The organism is Parasphingorhabdus sp., from assembly GCF_039939955.1.
Taxonomy (GTDB): Bacteria; Pseudomonadota; Alphaproteobacteria; order Sphingomonadales; family Sphingomonadaceae; genus Parasphingorhabdus.
In genome coordinates this window covers 100,963-119,917 of record NZ_JBDVHS010000002.1, presented here as the reverse complement: position 1 = coordinate 119,917, position 18,955 = coordinate 100,963, and the positions used below count along the sequence as shown (strand labels likewise).

The following is an 18,955-nucleotide window of genomic DNA, read 5'->3' as shown; positions in this document are numbered from 1 at the left end:
GAGAAACGCCCAGGCGATCGGCTGTGAAAATCGTCCGCTCCCCGATGGTGGCCCATCTTGATCTCGCCAGTCACGAACAGGAGCGAGCGTAACAGCATCTGCGCGCGCAAACAAACGAGAATTGACGCTAGCCAGCGAATATTCATCGGCCCTGTGGTAGAACATGACTATGGACTATGTGGCGGAAGATGACTGGCAAGATCGTGCCAAATCACTGGCAGGGGTGATCAGTCTCCATGTTGCCCTTGGCTATGTACTAGTGAACGGCATGGGAATGGAAATAGCAAAGACTGTGAATGCAGGCCTTAGCGTTATCAATATCAACGCCCCGCCGCCGCCCGACCCTGTGCCGCCTAAGAAACCGGCCAAAGACACGAAAGCGGCTGCCTCTTCCGAAAATTTGCGAGCAAAGGCGACGCAGATTGTGACTCCGGAACCGATGGTAGAACTGAAATTGGCATCGCCGGTGGTCACGGCACCGGTTTCGGGCGTGGGGGATGACAATCGTGCTGGTGCTTCCGACCGGCCTGGCCCCGGCTTTGGCAGTGGTGGAGAGGGCGATGGCTTCGGCAGTGGCATTGTCTCCGGCCCGCGCCATTTGTCCGGTGCGCTCTCCCGCAGGGATATTCCGCGGTCGGTCTGGAAGGCAGGAAATCGCGGCAATGTCCTGGTCCATTTCACTGTTGGTGTTGATGGTCGGGCAAGCGATTGTCGCATTCGGCAATCCAGCGGTCATCCGGGTTTGGACGCCACCACTTGCCGGTTGATCGAGGATCGCTTTCGCTTCGAACCCGCGCGAGATGAACGGGGGCGGGCGGTTGCGCGACCCTATGGTTGGTTACAACAATGGTGGCAGGACGGCCGGGGTCCGGAGCGGCTGCGCTAATCCCGCCCTACATTCCCATATAGTCCCGTTTCCCGACCTCGACCCCTTGCATGCGCAGCAAGTTATAGGCTGTGGTGACGTGGAAAAATAGATTGGGGAGGAAGAAACTGAGCACATAGGTCTCACCATCCAGATCCATCGTTTGTTCGGGACCGACGGGCAGGGCTATTTTCATGGCGGCGTTGCCATCGATTGTGGCGTCATCTGCGCTGGCGACCTGTTCCGCGCATTCTGCGACTCTGGCGATCAACGCATCAAATGTATCGCCTTCCATTGGCATATTGGGCAGATCATCTGATGCCACACCGGTCATGCGAGCGGCGCCGCGAACGGCAAATTCCGTGATCATCTGTACCTGCCACTTCAGGTCATTCATGTCGGGAAATAGGCGCGCGTCAAGATAGGCTTGGTCCTCGGTTCCGGCGGCATCCGCTGCGGCTTTGGCTTTGGTGAGAACAGTGGTCAAACCGCGGAAGGCCTGAGCGGTTGAGCCTTTGAAGATATGGGAGAGGGTTGTGGTCATGTTGGTTTTTCCAAAATTAGGTTATGTGTGAATGTCTAGAATATGCCAGCGAGCAGATAGCCGCCCAAAGCGATGAAACTGCCAAAAGTCGCGAAAGCGCCAAGGGCACGAAAGCCCTGAAAAATCTTGCCTGTCTTGGCGCCGTGCGACCCGGCAACTGTTGACAGGGCAATGGCGTGCAAGATCCGGCCGACGATAAAGACAATGGCGATGATCCCGACGACATTATTGGGGACCACGGTCATTTCTGCCAACGCCAGAACGACAATGAACAGCGCAGCATTTTCCGCAAGATTACCATGGCGCCGGATTTTGCGTTCCAGTGCCGGGTCGTCACCCGTGCCCAGATTGACCCGGTTGCGGATACGATGGCTACCGACCAGTATCATCAATATGGCTTGCAGAATGATGAGTATGGCGCCCGCAATGGCGGCGATAATCGGTGTGGTCATGGGGTCTCTCCTAATCGACCATTTTCTGTCTTTGGCCAACTTGCGGCAGTTGATGCGTGAGTGCAAGATTTTTAGCGGCCAAAAAATAAGGCGTCAAAGGCACTAAATGCACATCAGTGGTGCAAATTTTAGCCATGCAATGCACGTATTTTGCGGTTACAAGTCCGGTATATGGATTGGGAAGACGTCAAAACATTCCGCGCTGTGATGGAGGCGGGTACGGTGCGCGCCGCGGCCAAGCAACTGCGGGTGCATCACAGCACGGTCAGTCGCCGGATCGAGCAGCTGGAAAAATCAATCGACAGCCGGTTGTTTGAACGCCGTCCCGAAGGCTATTTCCCAACGGTATCGGGCGAAGAACTGGCCCGGGTCGCCGGTCGGTTTTCGGAAGAATTATTTGCCGTCGAACGCCATATCGCCGGGCGCGACAATGAATTGTCGGGCAATCTGAAGGTGACGATGGCTGAGCCTTTTGCGCTCACCATATTTGGGGACCGCATACCGGAATTTTGTGCAGCCTATCCGGGTTTGGACCTAGAGATCATCACCAGTTTCGATCTGCTGGATGTCGCCCGGCGCGAAGCGGATATTGCGATCCGGATGGATAACAACCCGCCGGAAACTTTGGTCGGAAAACGGCTTTTTGCTTATTGTTCGTCCATCTATGCCAGTCCGGATTATCTGGCCAAGCAGGATTTCGAAAACCGGCCGGAGGATGCCCGTTGGCTCGGTGGGAACGACGGTGGCAGTCGCTTTCCAGATTGGACTCAGGATACCGAATATGCGCGGGTTCCCGTCTGGGGGAATTTTGCCAGCATTGGTCTGCAGGTACAGCTGGCACAGGCTGCTATGGGCTTGATCATGGTGCCTTGCCTTGGTGCGGATGGCGTTCCCGGTTTGGTGCGTGCCACTGACCGGGACCCGATGCCGTCGCGTGATATCTGGATATTGACCCACGAGGATTTGAGACGGACTGCGCGGGTTCGTGCCTTCATGGATTTTGCAGAAATGGTATTGCGCGAAAATAAAGATGCTTTGCAGGGAATCTTAACGCGTTAACCTCCAAACAGGTCGATATTAACCAGACTATCCCAGTTTTTTAACGGGTTAGAAGAACTTAGACACCAGCGCGTTAACCATAGGTTTCCACAGCCCCGCAATCTATCTCCCTTATCCAGAGCTTCCATGAGAGCAAGCCTAACCAATATTTCACCCGTGCGGCAGACCGCTATCCTTTCGATGATCGCGACTTTGCTGTCGTTTACGTTCACCGGATCGTTATATCTTCTATTCTTCGGGATGGATGATCATTTCTGGGGCGCGATGGGTCTTGCATTGTTGGTGCCTTGGGGAATCAGCATTCCGCTGGGTCTGTATATGGCGAAACAGCGGTTCAAGCTTACCAGCTTGACCAATCGGCTTAAGGAAACGCAGGTAAAATTGCGCCGGGCGAACAAGGCATTGGAACAGAGGGCCAATTTTGACGGGCTTACCGGTCTGCTCAATCGGGACAGTTTCATCACCCGCTTTGATCAAATGCGCGAGGATGAATTGACCGATGACATGGCCAATGTATTGATGCTGGTTGATGTCGACCATTTCAAAAACATCAACGATAATTTCGGACATCCTATCGGGGATCAGGCGTTGGCGTTGCTAGGCCAGGCATTTCGCAAAATTTTGCGCAAAGATGATTTGATCGGGCGCATAGGTGGTGAAGAATTTGGTATTTTCTTGCCCGACACCAGTGCGCCTGAAGGGCAGATTATTGGCGAAATGATCCGGCATGAAATCGAGAATACGATCTTCAAACCGCATCACAATATGCGCCATGTAATCACCGTGAGTATCGGCCTAACCGACATTGCTCCGCATCAGGAGCGCGCGGCGCTTATGGCCAATGCCGACACCGCATTATTTGCGGCCAAACGCGGCGGGCGCAATCAAGTGGTGCTGTTTGAACCCGGCTTGCGTGCCAAACCGCGCCCGGTCCACGACGAACCCCGGGATCTGAAAGCAACGGTATTGGGTTCAAATTTCAGATGACGCTGAATTTGAAATGACGAAGGCCGCTGGCGCTGCTAGTGCTGGCGGTCATGACGAACTCTCCAGACAGCAAACCCAATCATCTTTATCTCGTTGACGGCTCGGCCTATATTTTCCGCGCCTATCATCGCCTGCCGCCGTTGACCAATGTGCATGGTGAGCCGGTTGGCGCGGTCTATGGTTATACGACCATGTTGTGGAAGCTTGCTGATGAGCTTAACAAAGCCGATGGGCCGACCCATATGGCGGTCGTGCTGGACAAGTCAGGCACCAGTTTCCGCAATGATCTCTATGATCAATATAAGGCCAATCGGCCGGAGGCGCCGGAGGATTTGCGTCCCCAATTTCCAATGATCCGTGATGCCACGCGCGCGTTTTCGCTACCGCTGATCGAGGAGGAAAATGTCGAGGCCGATGATATGATCGCCTCCTATACAAAAGCAGCGGTTGCGCAGGGTTGGAATGTCACCATCGTCTCGTCCGACAAAGATTTGATGCAATTGATCGAGCCGTTTGACGACAGCCGCGTCGATATGCTCGATACGATGAAAAATGCCCGGATGAACCGCGGCACGGTCGAAGAGAAATTCGGGGTTGGACCGGAAAAGCTTGGCGATGTGCTTGGCTTGATGGGGGATAGCTCGGACAATATTCCCGGCGTTCCCGGCATCGGTCCAAAAACAGCGTCGAAGCTGATCAACGAATTTGGTGATATCGAAAGCGTGCTCGCCGCTGCGCCGGAAATGAAAAAGTCCAAGATGCGCGAGAATCTGATCGAATTTGCCGAGCAAGCGCGGCTGTCGCGGATATTGGTGACGCTCAAGGAAGATTGTCCGTTGCCTGACACGCTTGAGAGTTTTGTGCTTCAGGACATTCCTGAAGATCCATTGCGCGAATTTCTATCCTATCATGGCTTTAACAGCCTCCTCAAAAAACTCGGCGGCGATGGTCAGGCCCAGCCCCAGGATCCAGACGTTTCCGACAAGGCGGCATCCCAGCCCGCATCGAAAAGGCCGGAAGCGCCAGCCATTGACCGCACCAAATATGAATGTGTGCAGGACATGGCGGCACTCGACCATTGGATTGCGCGCGCTACTGAACAGGGTGTCTGCGCTGTTGATCTGGAGACCGATAGTCTCGAAAGCGTGACCGCGCGTATCGTTGGTGTCTGTCTTGCCACCGGGCCCAATCAGGCCTGCTATATCCCGCTTGGACATGGCAGCGGAGATATGTTTGGCGAAACGCCGCAGCAGATCGGAATGGACGAAGCTCTGGCGAAGCTGAAGCCGCTGCTGGAGGACGAAGCGGTCCTCAAGGTTGGGCAGAATTTCAAATATGACATGGGCGTTCTTGCACAGCATGATGTTCAGATCACGCCGTTTGACGACACATTGGTGATGAGCTTCAATCTCGATGCCGGTCTGCATGGCCATGGCATGGATGAGCTATCGAAGTTGCACTTGGGCCATGAATGTATCAGTTTCAAAAGCCTGACCGGCACGGGTAAAAAAGCGATCAGCTTTGCCGAAGTGCCGCTCGACAAGGCGACGGAATATGGTGCGGAAGATGCTGATGTCACGCTGCGTCTCTGGGAAATATTGCGTCTGCGTATGGTCCCGGAACGGGCGACCCGCATCTATCAGATGGTTGATCGCCCATTGGTGCCGGTGATCGCCGGGATGGAAGAAACTGGCGTGCTGGTTGACCGTGAGGAACTGGCGCGGCTGTCCAAGACTTTCGCCGAGGAAATGGACAAGCTGGAAAAGCAAATCCATGAGCTTGCCGGGGAACCTTTTTCCATTGGTAGTCCCAAACAATTGGGTGAAATCCTGTTCGGAAAACTGGGTTTGAAAGGCGGGAAAAAAGGCAAGTCTGGGCAATATTCGACTGATGTGACCGTGCTCGAACGGCTGGCGGGCGATGGCGAGCCGATTGCTCAGAAAGTGGTCGATTGGCGTCAGCTGTCCAAACTGAAATCCACTTATACCGATGCGTTGCAGGAACAGATCAACCCGAAAACGGGTCGCGTCCATACGTCCTACTCGCTGAGCGGCGCTCAGACCGGGCGGCTGTCCTCGACCGAACCGAATCTCCAGAATATACCGATCCGCACCGAGATCGGGCGGCAGATCCGGCAGGCTTTTGTGGCGGCACCCGGCAATGTCATTCTGGCTGCCGATTATAGCCAGATCGAACTCAGGCTGGCGGCGCATATCGCCGATGTTGATACGCTGAAAGAGGCTTTTGCGGCCGGCGAAGACATCCATAACCGCACCGCGCGCGAACTATTTGGCAGCGAAGACCGTGATGCCCGTGCTCGCGCCAAGACGATCAATTTTGCGATCCTCTATGGTATTTCCCGCTGGGGTCTGGCCAAGCGTCTGGAGGTTGAACCGGATGAAGCGCAGGATATGATCGATGTCTATTTCCAGAGATTTCCTGGCATCAATCAATATATCTCCACGACTTTGCAAGCTGCGCGAGAAGCCGGCTATACCGAGACGCTCTTTGGCCGGAAAACCTGGTTTGAACGACTGAAATCGCAAAACCAGGCGGAGCGGCAAGGCAGCGAACGCGCCGCGATCAACGCGCCGATTCAGGGCACCAGCGCGGACATCATTAAACGCGCCATGGCGCGGATGCTGCCTGCGCTGGCCGAGGCTGGTCTGGATAATGTCCAAATGCTGATGCAGGTGCATGATGAACTGGTTTTCGAACTGCCCGAAGGTGATGTCGCGGCCGCCAGTGAGGTGATTCGGTCGGTCATGTCGGGTGCAGCCGAGCCTGCGGTCAAATTGTCGGTGCCGCTGGATGTGGATATTGGGACCGGTAATAACTGGGACGAGGCGCATTAAAGAATCCAGCTCTGTCGACGGGGTAAAAATCCATAGAATAGGAAGTGCGCGATGAGCCATGATAGTTCCAAGCAAGATCAGAAATCCGATGTGTTAAAACCGGAAGACTGGGCCGGTGAAATGGGTTTGAAATGGCTGGAGAGCCTTTCCCTGTTTGAAGAAATGATCGCGCCCATCGGGGACGCATTGCTTGCTAGGGCGGATTATAAACATGGCGAGACGGTCATTGATCTTGGTTGCGGTGGGGCGGCCACGACGCTTGCGCTTGCGGCAACGGTTGGGTCCTCCGGTAAAGTCATGGGGGTGGATATTTCCCCCGACCTTATTGCGGTTGCTCAGAAACGCGCGAAAGAAAGTGGAGCCACAAACGCAGCGTTCACCTGCGCGGATGCGTCGACAGTGATGCTGCCGGATGCCCCCTATGATCGCCTTTTCTCTCGCTTCGGTAGCATGTTTTTTGAAGATCCGATCCATGCCTTTTCCAATCTGCACCGTCTTGTCCGCAAGGGCGGGCGCATGGATCTGGCGGTTTGGGGACCGCCGCGCGAGAATCTCTGGATCATGGAGATGATGGGGGTTGTCAGAAACCATATCGAAGTTCCACCAGCGACGCCGCGCGCGCCGGGGCCCTTTGCGTTTGAGGATCTGGAATATCTTGGAGAGATCATGGACGGCAGCGGATTTACCGATGTCGACGTGGTTGCATTTGAATGCATGCAACCGATTGGCGGTGCTGGCGCAACGCCCGAACAAGCCGTCAAATTTGCCTTTGCCTCCATGGCGGTCGGCCGTTTGCTGAGCGACAAAGGCGACGCGATCGTCCAGGCAGCCAGCGAAGAACTAACCGATCTATTCGCCCAATATTATACGCCGGAAAAAGGCGTTATGATGCAAGGCAAAGCCTGGCTGGTATCGGCAATCGCTTAAGAGACCGGGGGCGTTGAACGTCGGATTGAAATCGAAGAGAAAGTGATGGTGCCGCTTAGAGGATTCGAACCTCTGGCCCCCGCATTACGAATGCGATGCTCTACCAACTGAGCTAAAGCGGCATCGATGAAAGGGATGGGCCATGGCTCCATGCTTTTCATTGATCGCGGGCCATTACCAGCAGAGCTTTGCCGTGACAAGTCCGTGTGGTCGATATTTCCTGCCGTACTTGCCTCCGCAACGGCCTTTTATCGCTTATCGGGCTCGGCGGTCATTATCAGGGGATTTACCATATCTTTACCGCGCATGGTGCACATTAGGGTGGAATTGATGCAATTGCGATGAGGCAGCATGGAAAACCTACGGAATTACACCGATATTAGCGGTCCGGATGTGGCTACAGTATCTGACTATATCGCCTATGAAGATGACGACGGCGCGGTAGAAGCGCCGCCTGCCATCGGTCAGGACGAGCGCCGGATGCACGTTCGTGCCTATAATTTCTGGGCTGGCCTGCTCGGCGAACGCCAATTTCCGTCCGTAGAAGACCTGTCTCCCGAATCCGATGATGATTTTGGACCGAATAGTGTTCTGCTCGACTTCACCAGTGACGTAGAAAATCCAGCAATCCAGTTTCTCGGTCGCGCGTTGCGTGAGGAATGCGATATTGAATCCTCCATTGCGTCGATAGAGGATGTGCCGGGACGCTCTTTGCTTTCGCGGATCACTGATCATTATCTGCAGATTATCGCCAACCAGGCACCGATTGGTTTTGAAGCCGAATTTTGTAACCAGCGTGGCGTCACGATCATGTATCGCGGCATATTGCTGCCCTTCTCGACCGATGATGACAATATTGATTTCATCTATGGCGTGATCAACTGGAAAGAAGTTGCCGCTGATGTGGTGCGGGAAGAAATTGAAAGCGAAGTATCCACTGCGATGCTGTCTGCCCCAACGCGGACAGCGGCGGGACCTGTCTGGGATGACGGACCGAATTCGGCGCACTTGGATGACCTGCAACCGGTATCCGCCCCTGTGCTGGATGAAGCTGAAATGGAAGTTGCCGTTCCGCTGGCGGATGATGCCAGCTTGGCCGATTGGCTGGCAACGGCGCGGACCAGCGCGGACAATGCGCTGCATTGCGACCAACGGAGCCGGGCGGCGCTCTATCAAGCGATCGGAAAGGCTTATGATTTCTATCTGATGGCGGAGCAACATCCCGAGGATTATGAGATGTTGCTTGAGGATGCCGGGCTTTCTGTTCAACGGCGCGCGCCGATGACGCCGATTGTGAAGCTGGTATTTGGCGCCCAATATGACAAGACACGACTCACCGAATATGCGACCGCGCTCAAATATGCGAAGCGTCATGCTGTCGAGCAAGGGGCGCTTCCTGATTTTCTCAGCCAATATGACGGTGGTTTAAAGGCGGTCGTTCGTGCTGAGCGGCAAGCAAACCGACCGGCGAATATTCTCTCCAAGGCCCGAGCGGTCGGTGAAGACCTGTTGGTGAAACTGCGTTCGGCACCGTCGCGGAATCTGAAGGATATAGACGCCGGAGATTCCGAATTTGTGGTGCTGGTGGCCCGCAAGGATCCGAAGGGCGGGTTGGACATTGTTGGTCCCGTTCGGGGCAATGAAAAGCTGACCAGTCAGGCGCTGAAACATATGCAGTTTGACTGAGCGTGTTGCGGCAATTTGTCCGCTGCAAGGCTAATAGTTGCATATGTAACTAAAATACCACTATCGACAATATTCGTGAAACCGCATCCGAAAAGGATCGGCTAGCCTCTTGAGCGTGTGCCGGATTAGGCGCATAGCATTGTGATGCTGACGGGCTTCGGGCTTGTCTTGATCCACTTGGGGGGCAAATGGCAGCCAGTCGAGAACGAAAAACCACTCGCAAAAGTACAAAAACCGGCAGCCTTGAAAAAGTGCTGGTGGCGGCGTTTCGCGAAAGCGCACTGCCAGGCGAAAACAGTGGTTTTGATGAAAAAGCCTGCAAAGAGGCCGCACAATTCACCCTGCGATGTGCCGAGAATCGCCAAGCCGGCGAAGCGAGCCTGTCTTTAGAAAGCGTCAGTGATACGCCTAGCCACCGGCATTTGCGTCTTGCGATTATCAACGATGACATGCCGTTTCTGGTCGACTCTGTTTGCGCCACGATTGCCGGTTTCGGGTTGACCGTGGAGCGACTGATCCATCCGGTCGTGGCCGTGCGACGGGACAGCGATGGCCGGTTGGCAGAAATTATCGAGCAGCCGACCAGCGGCGAGAAACGCGAATCGGTCATCTATATCGAGCTTGAAAGAACCGATGCCCGTATTCGCCGGGAATTGGTCACAGCGCTGCGTTCCAACCTGAAGGATGTTGCCGCTGCTGTCGCCGATTGGCTGAAATTGCAGATCGTACTGGGCGACAATGCTGACGGGCTGCCGGAAGGCGAAGGCGCGACATTATTGCGTTGGTTCCTCGACCGAAATCTGACGTTGTTGGGGCATGAGATGGTCAATCTCAAAGGTGAGCGCACGCAGCAGCTCGGCCTGGCGCGAATGCGGTCGCAACCGGTTCTGTCCGAGGAGAGCCAGAGGCGCGCTTTTGAATGGTTCGAAAATGGCGGCAAAGCACCGCTGATCATCAAATCCAATCAACTCTCTACCGTGCATCGCCATGTCCTGATGGACTTGATCATCGTGCCGGTCCGCGACAAGAGCAAGGTGGCTGCTCTGTCGATCATTTCTGGAATGTGGACCAGTGCGGCGCTGGCCGCGACGCCAGAAAATATTCCGGTATTGCGCACCCAGCAGACCCGCCTGTTTGACAAATTTGAATTTTCTGAAGCGGGCCATGCTGGCAAAAGCCTTACCCATGCGTTGACCGCGTTGCCGCATGACCTGTTGATTACCTTTGCGCATGACGATCTCGAAAAGCTCGCGCTGATTTCGATGTCACTGATCGATCGGCCACGACCGAAATTGCATAGCGTGATATCACCGCTGGCCCGCCATCTCTTTGCCTTCATATGGCTCCCGCGCGAACAGCTTTCGACCGAGCGGCGGCGGAATGTCGAGAATATGCTGATCAAGGCCACTGGTGCTAAAATATTAAGCTGGTCCAATACGTTGGAAGAAGGCGGCGTTTCTTCTCTGCGGTACACGCTGGATATGGGCCCGGACGGCAAGATTCCGGATCCCGACCTGCTTGATCAAGAATTGGAAAATATGGTCCGGGGTTGGAAACCGGAAGTTGAACGCAATTTGCGGCAGGCCGGTCAGGAAAGCCGGGCAGCAATTCTCGCGCAGCGCTACGCCGATTGTTTCCCCGGCACCTATCAATCGACCTATGGCGCCTTGGAGGCAGCAAAGGACATCATGCGCCTGTTCCGGCTGGAGCGCGGCGGACAGCGGTCAACCCGGCTCTACCGGCTTGCCAGTGATCCCGACCATCTGCTGCGCCTCAAAATCTATCATCTTGGCGGCGCGCTCCCCTTGTCGGACGCGGTTCCGACGCTGGAGAATTTTGGATTTACCGTGATCGAGTCTGTTCCGACTCCTCTCGAGGATGGCCGGTTGGGCTATATTCACGATTTCCTCCTCGAACTGCGTTCGGTCGAACGGTGTGACAGCTTGATTGCCCGGGCGGATGAAATTGAGGAAGCGATCACCAGTGTGCTGGATGGCGAAGCTGAAAATGATGCGTTTAACCAGTTGATCACGACCGCTGGCATTGATGCCCGCTCAACGGTGTGGATGCGGGCCTGGTTCCGTTATTTGCGTCAGACAGGCTTGAGCTATGGCCTGATTACTGCGGTAGAGGCTTTGACGGAAGCACCGGAAGTCACCGCTGCAATGATCGCGCTGTTCCGCGCGCTGCATGATCCGGATTTTGAAGGAGAGCGGTCAAAAGCCGTGCGCCTTGCGACGCGGGATATGGATAGCGCTTTGGTCAGTGTTCACTCGATTGATGATGACCGTATCTTGCGATTGTTCCGAGCGGTCATCGAATCCATTCTGCGTACCAATGCTTTTGCTTATCAGGCGGGAGAAGCGCTTGCCTTCAAGATCGAGAGCGCCAAGCTCCCAGAGCTGCCTGCTCCGGTGCCTTGGCGCGAGATATTCGTCTACAGCCCGCGGGTTGAAGGCATTCATCTTCGTGCAGGGCCAGTAGCCCGTGGTGGCCTGCGCTGGTCGGACCGAAGAGATGATTTCCGGACCGAAATATTGGGACTGATGAAAGCCCAGCGGGTCAAAAATGCCGTCATCGTACCAACCGGTGCAAAGGGTGGTTTTTTTGCCAAGCAGTTACCGATGGGCGACGATCGCGATGCGTTCATGGCAGAGGGTATTGAAGCCTATAAAATCTTCATCGCCGCGCTGTTGTCCGTGACGGATAATATAGTCGACGGCAAAGTCGTTCCCCCTGCGCGGGTCGAACGCTTGGACGAAGATGACCCCTATTTTGTGGTGGCGGCCGACAAGGGCACGGCCAGCTTCTCCGATATCGCCAACCAGATTGCCATTGATCGCGGTTTTTGGCTGGGTGATGCCTTCGCGAGCGGTGGCAGCAACGGCTATGACCACAAGGCAATGGGGATTACCGCGCGCGGTGCATGGGTATCCGTGCAGCGCCATTTTGCAGAAACCGGCGTCGATGTTCAAGCCGACCCGATCCGCGTTGTCGGTGTCGGCGACATGTCGGGAGATGTGTTTGGCAATGGTATGCTATTGTCGAAAAGCTTGAAGATCGTCGCTGCTTTTGATCATCGCCATATCTTCATTGATCCCGACCCCGATCCGGCAAAAAGCTGGGTCGAGCGCAAAAGACTGTTCGACCTGCCCCGCTCGAGCTGGGAAGATTATGACGCGAAATTGATATCCAAGGGCGGCGGCGTATTTTCACGCAGCTCGAAGACCATCAAAATCTCCAAACAGATTGGCGACATGCTTGATCTGCCCCATGATGTGGACAGCACCCCATCGACATTAATGACGGCGATATTGGCCTGCGATGCGGACCTATTATGGTTTGGTGGAATTGGTACTTATGTGAAGGCCAGTTCTGAAAATCATATCGAGGTTGGTGATCCGGCCAATGACAAGATCCGCGTCAATGCGGAGCAATTGCGGGTCAAAGCTGTTGGTGAGGGCGCCAATTTGGGCATTACGCAAGCTGCGCGGATCGCCTTTGCCGCGAAAGGCGGTCGGATCAACACCGACTTTATTGACAATAGCGCTGGCGTCGATTGCTCGGATAACGAGGTCAATATCAAGATCGCGCTCAATGCCGAACTGGCTAGCGGCAAGCTAAAACCCGCCGCGCGCAACGCCTTGCTTGAATCGATGACCGATGACGTCGGGGCGCTAGTGCTCGAAGATAACCGGCTTCAGGCATTGGGCCTTTCGGTCGCTGAAATGGGCGGCCGGAAAACGCTCCCATCCTATATTCGCCTGATCGATCAGTTTGAAGGTCAGGGCCTGTTGAACAGAGCCGTTGAGGGCCTCGCCAGCAATGAAGACCTGATCCGCCGGGGTCAGGAAGATAAGGGATTATACCGACCGGAACTGGCGGTGCTGATTTCGACCGCGAAGCTGGCGCTGCAGGATGCCATCGAGAATAGTGATCTGGGCGACGACCCCGGGTTGAACCACGAATTGTTGCAAGCCTTTCCTGCAGCGATGCAGGAGGAGCATGAATCAGCTATCCTCAATCACCAGCTGCGTCGTGAGATTATTGCCACCAAATTGGCGAACCGGATGATCAACCGGTTGGGGTTGATCGACCCGTTTGAATTGGCGGAAGAAGAAGGCTGCACTTTGGGAGAGGTCGCTCGCGCCTTCGTAATGGCAGAGCGGCTGTTCCATGCCGACAGCCTATGGCAAGCGCTAGAAAATGCCGCGATTGCTGAAGATATCAGAATAGTCTTGTTTGACCGCCTGGCATACGTCTTGCGCTCACATATGGCCGACTTGATGCGGATCGGGGTTTCCGATGACCGGATTGACGATACGGTTCATATGTTGGCCCCTGGCGTGACGGTGCTCAACGAGAATGTCGAGAATCTGATCACCGCTGAAGGCCGCCTGCAGGCAGCGAAGCAGATGAAATTGCTGGTTGAGGCAGGCGCCACGCCCGAAATCGCGAACAAGATTGCCAATATCTACAAAAATGATGGAGCGGCAGGCATTGCCTATCTGGCCCATAGCCGGGAAATTGATGCCTTGGATGTGGCGACGGCCTTTACCCAATTGGGTAGCCAGCTGGGCCTGGACTGGGCGCAAATGACAGCGACGCGGATCAATCCATCTGATCCGTGGGACCGCTTGCTGGTCGCCGGTCTAGCGCGTGACTTTCAGCAGATGCGCCTCGATTTTCTGCGCCGGACCCGGGGCAAGGATATGCAGCAATTTGTCGAGAGTTGGGCCGACCGTAACATCGATCGGGTGGCGCAGTTCAGAAAGATCATGGACGGGGCGCAGCAGACGCCAAGGCCATCCATTGCCATGTTGGCGCAAATTGCCGGGCAAGCGCGTCTGTTGCTCTCGCGCTAGATCCAATATCCGAGCGTATGGAGACATAGCCCAACCAGCCCGCCCACCAGCGTGCCGTTCACCCGGATGAACTGCAAGTCGCGGCCGACGGCATTTTCAACCCGATCGGTGATGGTCTGGGCATCCCAACCGTGGATCGTGTCTGACACCAGTTTGACGATATTGTCGCCATAGCTGGCGACCACACCGACGATAGCACGCCTGCCAAACCGGTTGATCTGACGATTGAGCTGCTTGTCCTGCTGCAGGCTATTGCCCAGTTGCATAAGCGCGTCACCAAATTGACCGGCCATAGCGCCATCGGGATCACGGGCCGCCTTGAGCAATGCCTCTCTGCCTTGTTCCCAAATGCCGTCAAGCCATGACGCGATGGCCGGATTGTCGACCATCTCGAGTTTCCACTCATTGACCTTCTGGCGCAATTCTGGATCGTGCTTCAGTTCAATCGCAAGCTCGGAAAGGGTCTCTTCTGTTTTGGCGCGGACCGGATGATTGGGATCGGCGGCCATGTCGGCCAGCAGCTTGTAGAGGCCATCGAGAACTTCGTTGGCGACCCGGTCGTCCAGACCGGTCCAGCGCATCACGGTATTGGCGCGCTCGGTCACGATATTGCGGATCACGGGCTCGTTGGTGTCGAGCGTACGATAGGCCCATCTAATGGTGGAATCGATCAGCGGACCATGGCGTTTTTCGGCCATGATAGCTTCCAAAATCTGCCCCATGGGTGTCGCGATGTCGAGGCCGATGGCTTGGGTTTTGACGGCGCCTTTGAACATGGTGCCGAGGCGATCCTTGTCGAGCGATGCGATCGCATCGCCCAATAGTCGTGATGCTCCGGACTTGAGACGCCCTTCTTCACCGCTGGGTGATTTCAGAAAACGTCCGATACCGCTGGCAAGATCGACATTTCGCATCCGCTGCGCCACCAATTTGGAAATCAAGAAATTATCTTTGAGGAAATTGGCGAGCGTATTGCCGATCCGGTCTTTGTTGCGCGGAATGATCGCAGTATGCGGTATCGGCAGGCCCATCGGGTGACGGAACAGTGCGGTTACGGCAAACCAGTCTGCCAGACCGCCAACCATCGCCGCCTCGGCAAAGGCCCGGACGAACCCCAGCGCCGGATGTACTGATTCATAGCTTTTCGATGTGAAATAGATGATCGCCATCACCACCAGCATTCCGGTGGCGATGATTTTCATATCGCGGCCAGCATTATTGGGTTTGGCGGCAGATAATGGTCCACCTTGGGTACCGGTCTGTGAGGATATTGGCTTCACTCGGCGGGCTGGACCTCTGCATCGGGCCGATCAAGGCTGTCATCGCCGGGCTTGTAGGTCAGCATTTTGTTGCGCAACCATGGACCCGCTCGGCGTTCGAAGCCGTCCGCTAGGCTGAAGCCTGCGGGAACGATGATCAAGGTCAGCAAGGTTGAAACGATCAGGCCACCGATCACCACAATGCCCATTGGAGCGCGCCAGGCGCCATCACCCGACAAGGATAGAGCGGTTGGTACCATGCCGGCCGTCATCGCCACTGTGGTCATGACAATCGGTTGGGCACGCTTATGTCCGGCATCCATGATCGCATCAAACTTGGGTACGCCTTTCTGCATTTCCTCAATCGCAAAATCGATCAGCAGGATGGAGTTTTTACTGACAATGCCAAGCAGCATCAGCATCCCGATCAAGACGGGCATCGAGAGAGATGCGCCCGCAGCCCAGACCAGCAACATACCGCCGAGCGGGGCCAGTGCGAGCGAGCCCATATTGACCAATGGCGACATCAGCCGCTTGTAAAGCAAGACAAGTGTTGCAAACACCAACAGAACGCCAGCGATCAAAGCGATCATGAAATTGACGATCATTTCCTGCTGCCATTCGTCTTCGCCAAAGGCTTCATTGGAGACGCCGGTCGGCAAATTCTGCATGATAGGCAGTTCGAAAATTTTCGTCATCGCCTCACCCTTGATGACATCGGGTGATAGATCGGCGCCGACAAAAGTCCGGCGATTTTGATTATAGCGTTGGATTGATGTTGGGCCGGAACCAAAGCTTACCGAAGCCACCCGGCTGAGAGGCACCGTACCGCCACTGGCAACCGGGATCGGCAGATTTTGGATGGTCGTCAAATCGTTCCGTGATTCTAGCGGCAACATGACCCGGATCGGAATTTGTCGATCCGCTAGGGAGAATTTTGCGGCATTCTGATCGATTTCACCCAGTGTTGCGATGCGGATTGTCTGACTGAGCGATGCGGTGGTTACGCCGAGCTGGGATGCCAGATCCATATAAGGCGTGATGATGATTTCCGGCCTGCTAAGGTCGGCCGCGATACGCGGCGCGCGCACTAGGGCGACGCCTTTCATTTGTTCAACCAGCTCAGCAGCAGTGCTATCAAGCAATTCTGGGTCGGACCCGGTCAGCATGATAGAAATGTCGCGACCGGTTCCGCCGCCGCCATTTTGTGACTGAAACGAAATCCGGGCATCAGGAATTTTCTGGAGCTCTGGTGACAGGCTACGTTCAAACTCAATCGACGTTTTTTCGCGATCTTCGTTCAGGCTGACGAACACGGTGGCGTTGGTTTCGCGAACGCGCGTCAGAGCGCGTTTGACTTCAGGCTGGGCATACATCAGCTCCGACACCCGATCCGCGATTTTCTCGGTCTCTTGAAGCGTAGTGCCGGGAACCACCTCAATCTGGATGCGGCTGTTGTCTTCATTGATCGACGGCTGAAATTCTGCGGGGGTGATCCCGAATAATATCACCGTCAAAACAAAAGAGACAAGGCCGACTGCCATCATCAATACACGGTGATCGTGGCCACGGGCCCAGAAACGACCGGAGCGATATGCGTACCAGTCGGCAAAGCGGCCGCCGATTGCATCCACTATCCGTCGCAATATCGTGGTCAGAAAGGCTGCCGCGAAAAAACCGACGGTTAGACCAGCAATCAGACTTAATATCGCCCGCAAAAAGTCGCTTGGGATCCAGCCGGAAAGCAGGCCGTAGATCATGAAGCCGACTATTTGCGCGAGGGCGACGAATGCGACCACAATCAAACTAAACAGGATAAAGCCGATCAGATATTGCCACCATGCAGCTTTGGCGGGAGTCAGCGATTGCCGGATACGATCGGAATCTGAACGATCCAATATCCACTCCAGCAACTGCATATATCGGTCCATCCAGACCCCACCGCCATGCTCAGCTTCGCCTTTGGCTTTGAGGAAATAGGCGGCCACCATCGGAGTTATCATGCGGGCGACCGCAAGGCTCATCAGCACTGAAACGACAACCGTGATGCCGAAATTTTTGAAAAACTGACCGGATATGCCGGGCATCAGTCCGACCGGAAGGAAGACGGCTACAATACAGAATGAGGTTGCAACAACCGCGAGACCAATCTCGTCGGCTGCATCAATGGACGCCTGATAGGCGGTTTTCCCCATGCGCATATGGCGCACGATATTTTCGATCTCCACAATCGCATCATCGACCAGCACACCTGCAACCAAGCCCAGTGCGAGCAGCGAAAGGAAGTTCAAGTTGAATCCCAACAGGTCCATGAACCAGAAGGTCGGTATTGCGGACAAAGGAATAGCGATGGCTGAGATAACGGTCGCTCGCCAATCACGCAGGAATATGAAAACGACAACGACGGCTAGAATCGCGCCTTCGATCATCGCCAGCATCGAGCTCTTATATTGTGATTTGGTGTAGCTGACGCTGTTGAAGAGCGGGATGAACTCAACCCCCGGAACCTCGGCTTCAATCTTGTTCATGATGACCATTGCGTCATCAAAGACGGTAACGTCAGATGCACCGCGCGCCCGGGACATAGAGAAGTTAACGACCTCAACGCCGCGAACTTTGCTGATGGAGCTGCGTTCGCCAAAAGAGTCGGTTACTTCGGCCACGTCACTGAGTTTTATAGTTTGCCCGTTGCCCAAGGATATTTGAAGCTGGGACAGGGCATAGGCGTCATCGGCATTGCCCAATACGCGGACCGATTGCCGGGTGCCCCCGACTTCTGCTCGGCCGCCAGCTGCGTTGATATTGATTTGACGGAGCGTATTATTGATCTGATTGGCTGTAACGCCAAGCGCCTGCATACGCTCGGGCCGAAGAATGACCCTGATCTCCCGGTCAACCCCGCCAAACCGGTCAACCTCCGCCATCCCGTTGACGGTCAGAAGTCGCTTCGCCACGGTGTCATCGACGAACCAGCTGAGCTGCTCGACAGTCATATCATCGGCTTTGACGGCAAAAAACGCGATCGGGCCGCCGACAGCATCAACCTTCGACACTTGCGGTTCGAGAATGCCGTCTGGCAAGGATCCGCGAATCTGGTCGACCGCATTTTTTGTCTCGTTGACGGCGTTATTCACGTCCGCGCCAATTTCAAATTCGACGAACGTACTGCTGCTGCCTTCGCTAGCCGTTGAGCTGATATTCTTGACGCCGCTGATCGAACGGACCGCTGCCTCGATCCGTTGGGTGATCTGATTCTCAATTTCTGTGGGGGCGGCACCCGGTTGTGAAATCCTGACGGACACGGCCGGGAACTCGACGTCGGGGTTGTTCACGACATCCATCCGGTTGAAGCTTAGCAAACCAGCAAATAATAGCCCGGCGAAGAGCACCAAAGGTGCCACCGGATTGCGTGTGCTCCAGGCTGAAATGTTGCGAAGATTCATCGATCAGGCCTCA

General features: G+C 55.2%; 11 protein-coding genes, 1 tRNA gene and 1 riboswitch. Of the genes, 7 read left to right on the top strand and 5 right to left on the bottom strand.

All coding sequences use genetic code 11. The features are described from left to right. A riboswitch (ZMP/ZTP riboswitch) is annotated at positions 1 to 84 on the bottom strand. A 79-nt stretch (positions 85 to 163) separates the two neighbouring features. Further along, positions 164 to 886 carry a TonB family protein gene (locus ABJG22_RS00785; RefSeq protein WP_348018331.1) on the top strand — a complete coding sequence of 241 codons (723 nt, stop codon included), beginning with the start codon at positions 164 to 166 and terminating at the stop codon, positions 884 to 886. A 7-nt stretch (positions 887 to 893) separates the two neighbouring features. Here ABJG22_RS00785 and ABJG22_RS00780 read toward each other — a convergent pair whose 3' ends face one another. Together ABJG22_RS00780 and ABJG22_RS00775 are read right to left on the bottom strand one after the other, a co-directional pair. Next, positions 894 to 1,409 carry a DUF1993 domain-containing protein gene (locus tag ABJG22_RS00780; protein WP_348018330.1) on the bottom strand — a complete coding sequence of 172 codons (516 nt, stop codon included), beginning with the start codon at positions 1,407 to 1,409 and terminating at the stop codon, positions 894 to 896. A 35-nt stretch (positions 1,410 to 1,444) separates the two neighbouring features. Next, positions 1,445 to 1,861, bottom strand: a complete 417-nt coding sequence (locus ABJG22_RS00775; protein WP_348018329.1) for an MAPEG family protein — start codon at positions 1,859 to 1,861, stop codon at positions 1,445 to 1,447. A gap of 171 nt (positions 1,862 to 2,032) precedes the next feature. Here ABJG22_RS00775 and ABJG22_RS00770 point away from each other — a divergent pair, with 171 nt between their 5' ends. The 4 genes from ABJG22_RS00770 (at position 2,033) to ABJG22_RS00755 (ending at position 7,689) form a co-directional block, all read left to right on the top strand. After that, the gene (locus ABJG22_RS00770) at positions 2,033 to 2,920 is read left to right on the top strand and encodes a LysR family transcriptional regulator (protein ID WP_348018328.1); all 888 of its coding nucleotides are present in this window, start codon (positions 2,033 to 2,035) and stop codon (positions 2,918 to 2,920) included. Positions 2,921 to 3,046: 126 nt separating this feature from the next. Further along, positions 3,047 to 3,907: a GGDEF domain-containing protein gene (locus ABJG22_RS00765; protein WP_348018327.1), complete on the top strand. Its 861-nt coding sequence runs from the start codon at positions 3,047 to 3,049 to the stop codon at positions 3,905 to 3,907. Between the two features lie 50 nt (positions 3,908 to 3,957). After that, positions 3,958 to 6,762: a DNA polymerase I gene (gene polA / locus ABJG22_RS00760; protein ID WP_348018326.1), complete on the top strand. Its 2,805-nt coding sequence runs from the start codon at positions 3,958 to 3,960 to the stop codon at positions 6,760 to 6,762. Between the two features lie 51 nt (positions 6,763 to 6,813). Then, entirely contained in the window at positions 6,814 to 7,689 is an 876-nt protein-coding gene (locus ABJG22_RS00755; RefSeq protein ID WP_348018325.1) for a class I SAM-dependent methyltransferase, read from the top strand. A 46-nt stretch (positions 7,690 to 7,735) separates the two neighbouring features. Here ABJG22_RS00755 and ABJG22_RS00750 read toward each other — a convergent pair. Next, positions 7,736 to 7,811, bottom strand: a tRNA-Thr gene (locus tag ABJG22_RS00750). Positions 7,812 to 8,040: 229 nt separating this feature from the next. Here ABJG22_RS00750 and ABJG22_RS00745 point away from each other — a divergent pair. After that, entirely contained in the window at positions 8,041 to 9,375 is a 1,335-nt protein-coding gene (locus ABJG22_RS00745; RefSeq protein ID WP_348018324.1) for a hypothetical protein, read from the top strand. 188 nt (positions 9,376 to 9,563) lie between these two features. Continuing rightward, positions 9,564 to 14,240 carry an NAD-glutamate dehydrogenase domain-containing protein gene (locus tag ABJG22_RS00740; protein ID WP_348018323.1) on the top strand — a complete coding sequence of 1,559 codons (4,677 nt, stop codon included), beginning with the start codon at positions 9,564 to 9,566 and terminating at the stop codon, positions 14,238 to 14,240. On the opposite strand, the gene ABJG22_RS00735 is transcribed toward ABJG22_RS00740, so the two are convergent. Both ABJG22_RS00735 and ABJG22_RS00730 read right to left on the bottom strand, forming a co-directional pair. Then, positions 14,237 to 15,442: a DUF445 domain-containing protein gene (locus tag ABJG22_RS00735; RefSeq protein ID WP_348018771.1), complete on the bottom strand. Its 1,206-nt coding sequence runs from the start codon at positions 15,440 to 15,442 to the stop codon at positions 14,237 to 14,239. The two genes, ABJG22_RS00740 and ABJG22_RS00735, sit on opposite strands and share 4 nt — an antisense overlap. 74 nt (positions 15,443 to 15,516) lie before the next feature. Then, on the bottom strand, positions 15,517 to 18,942 hold the full coding sequence (locus ABJG22_RS00730; RefSeq protein ID WP_348018322.1) for an efflux RND transporter permease subunit: 3,426 nt from the start codon (positions 18,940 to 18,942) through the stop codon (positions 15,517 to 15,519). Between the last annotated feature and the right edge of the window lie 13 nt (positions 18,943 to 18,955).